Source organism: Desulfobacter latus (genome assembly GCF_013389365.1).
Classification (GTDB): Bacteria; Desulfobacterota; Desulfobacteria; order Desulfobacterales; family Desulfobacteraceae; genus Desulfobacter; species Desulfobacter latus.
In genome coordinates this window covers 1-3229 of the sequence record NZ_JACADJ010000137.1, presented here as the reverse complement: position 1 = coordinate 3229, position 3229 = coordinate 1, and the positions used below count along the sequence as shown (strand labels likewise).

At 51.8% G+C, this 3229-nt stretch carries 2 protein-coding genes and 1 pseudogene; all 3 read left to right on the top strand.

The genetic code is table 11. The features are described from left to right. Positions 1 to 165 precede the first annotated feature (165 nt). The 3 genes and pseudogenes from HXW94_RS18405 to HXW94_RS18395 all read left to right on the top strand — a co-directional run bounded on the left by HXW94_RS18405 (position 166) and on the right by HXW94_RS18395 (position 3025). Positions 166 to 657: a hypothetical protein gene (locus HXW94_RS18405; protein ID WP_178368350.1), complete on the top strand. Its 492-nt coding sequence runs from the start codon at positions 166 to 168 to the stop codon at positions 655 to 657. 21 nt (positions 658 to 678) lie between these two features. Further along, a pseudogene (locus HXW94_RS20515) lies at positions 679 to 897 on the top strand (SUMF1/EgtB/PvdO family nonheme iron enzyme); the annotation flags it as partial. Between the two features lie 337 nt (positions 898 to 1234). After that, positions 1235 to 3025, top strand: coding sequence for an SUMF1/EgtB/PvdO family nonheme iron enzyme (locus HXW94_RS18395; RefSeq protein WP_218576811.1), 1791 nt, complete (start codon positions 1235 to 1237; stop codon positions 3023 to 3025). Positions 3026 to 3229: the final 204 nt, after the last annotated feature.

Below are 3229 nucleotides of genomic sequence, written 5' to 3'. Positions count from 1 at the left end.
AATGGATAAAAGTCACATGAGGAGCCGTGTACGGACCCGTACGCACGGTTCTGTGGGCAGACGGGAGTCAATGGACTCCCTCTGACCCGATGAGCAGCGGAAAGACAGATACATCCGGAACGGATGATCGCCGCAAAATATTTTGATGATTAAAAAGGAGAATCAATGAACTATAAAATATTCACCTATCCGGTACCGGCTCCGGAAAATCCGGACGATTTAAACGGCTTTTTATCCGCTACAAAAGTCACATCCGTGCAGTCCCATATGGTCTGCAAGCAGGACATCCCGTTCCTGGTTTTTGATGACATCCTCATATTCGGTGATAAATCCAAGCTCTTCCGGCTGTGGCGGATCAGCCGGGAATATCTGCACACTCATCTGACATTGAAACTGAAAAAAGGGGGCCAAATCAACCGGACGGAAAAGGGTATCGGATTTTTAGGGGCCGTGGTATATCCGGGAAAGCTGAGAATGAGTGTCCGGGCAAAAAAAAGAATCAATGCAAAAATCAAAACCGTTGAAAAAGCGTATCAATCCGGACAACTCAGCGCCATTGAACTGCAGCAGCACACCTCAGCCCTATGGGCAGGGCTGTTCAAGATGAACTGCCACGGCTGGCGCGCTCAGTTGGCAAAAAAGAGAATTGATGCCTGATACAAGGGATATACAAAGGAAACGTCCCGGGTGATCCGGGGCGGCAGCTGGAACAATAACCCGAGGAACGTGCGGGCTGCTAACCGTAACAGGAACGATCCTGGCAATGCGAACAGCAACACAGGGTTCCGTGTCTGCGCTCCCCGAGCCCGGCAGGCTGCCATAAAGGCTTACCGGACAACGTATATTCCTGCTTCCCCGCGGGGAACAAACATGTACCATTGCCGGGCGGGTGAGTAAAAAAGGCCGGGAAAGGCCGGATTGAAAGCCCCTGGGCAACAGAGCCAAAAACAGGAGCTGACTATTGAATATAGACAATAAAGGAAAACCAGGACCTGGTCATAACATCGACCACAACGTAGGTTGGGTTGAACGAAGTGAAACCCAACAACTTATCGACGTTGGGTTTCGTTCCTCAACCCAACCTACCGGAAATCGGTATGGCCTAAAATATGACCAAGGCCGAAAATCAGACAAATTTAAAGGCTGTTCCATTTTTTCACTGGCATTTGTGTTGATATGTTTATGCCTTACCTCACTTTGCCCGGCATCTCCGACCCGGGGAATAAAGCGGGTGGTGAAAGACGGCAGCCAGGTGCTGCTGTACAAGGAGAGCTACGCCCTGGTCATCGGGGTGAGCCGGTACACCCGGGGCTGGTCCGACCTGCCCGGTGTGAAAGAGGACATCCGGGATGTGAAAGTCGTTCTGGAAGACCACGGATTTCACGTCACCACCCTGCCGGACCCGAATCTGGCGGAACTTGAACAGGGCATTAAAAATTTTATCACGACCCGGGGTATGGGTACGGACAACCGCCTGCTGATCTATTTTGCCGGCCACGGCCATACCGTGGCCCCCAAATACGGCGGGGCAAAACTGGGCTATCTGGTGCCCAGAGGCGCCCCGAACCCCTATGAGGATTTAAGGGGGTTCAAGTCAAAGGCATTGTCATTCAAGCGCATAGAGGAGTATGCTTTGAGTATTGATGCCAAACATGCCGTGTTTATATTTGATGCCTGTTTTTCCGGCTCCCTGTTGTCAATGGTCCGGGCCGTACCCGAGGAGATCAACAACAAGACGGCCAAACCGGTCCGCCAGTTCTTTACCTCGGGAAATGAGAAAGAGAAAGTACCGGATAAAAGCATCTTCAAGGCTCAGTTTGTGGCGGCCCTGAACGGTGAAGGCGACCTGAACCGGGACGGGTATGTCACCGGCACGGAACTGGGCAGTTTCCTGCAGAAAAATGTGGCGCGCTATTCCCGGGAGACCCAGCACCCCCAGTACGGCACCATCCGTAACCCTTACCTCGATAAAGGAGATTTTGTTTTTATACTGCCTGAAACAAACGGTTCCGGCCGGATTTCAGGGGGCAGCACCAACAACCCCTCCACTCCGGCGTGGACTGCCGGAGGCCCTGATCCGGAATATGAACTTTGGAAGCGCGTTGAAAAAAGTACCGACCCTGAAGATTTCAAATTTTTTCTGTCTGAATATCCAAAGGGGAAATATGGCTCCACAGCCCGGTATATGATCCGGAAACTGGCAAAAAACAGCGCACCATCACAAGGAGCGGCCACAATCAGCTCAACCAATAATAACAAACCGGTAAGACCAAGATTGCCCTCTCCCGGCGATACCTGGACCGAACCGGTCACGGGCATGGTGTTTGTCTGGGTGCCTGGGGACTGTTTTCAGATGGGGGATACCTTTGGTGACGGGGCTTCAGATGAAAAGCCGGTACACCAGGTCTGCCTGGACGGTTTCTGGATGGGAAAAACCGAAGTCACCCAGGGGCAGTGGAAAAAGATCATGGGGAATAATCCGTCACGGTTTAAATCCGGAGACAGCTACCCTGTGGAAACGGTCTCCTGGCATGATGCAAAAAAATTTATATCGAAATTAAACACAAAATCAGGACAGGAGTTTAAGCTGCCTTCGGAAGCCCAGTGGGAATATGCGGCACGGGACGGGGGAAAAAAGGTAAGATTCGGAACGGGAAAAAATATTATCAGTTCGGATGAGGCAAATTTTGATGCACGGGCAGAATACAAGAAATCCTATTCGCGTAGTGGTCAATACAGAGAACAAACAACGGATGTAGGAAGCTTTGCCCCCAATGGCCTTGGTCTTTATGACATGTCCGGCAATGTCTATGAGTGGTGTGAAGATGTCTACGATGAGAATGCCTACGCAAAACATGCTCCAAAAAATCCACTTGTTTCATCCGGTAGTTCGTCCCGGGTGCTCCGGGGCGGCGGCTGGGGCTATGACCCGAGGTTCGTGCGGGCTGCTTACCGTTACAGGGGTGATCCTGGCAGTGCGAACAGCTACTTGGGGTTCCGTGTCTGCGCTCCCCGAGTCCGGTAAGTCGGTTTGCCGGAAACAGAAAAGTGGTCGGAGCAGCAGCAGTCATCCGTTCCGGATGTATCTGATCTTGGAGCGATGCGGTGTGACCGGCATGGTCATGAACTAACTGGTGAAAGTCCAGTCATAGCCCCAGAAAGGAGGGAATATGTAGGCTAAGGCAAGGGTGCCTGAAGAAACTTCCCGGAGCTGCCCGAGGAGGGATAA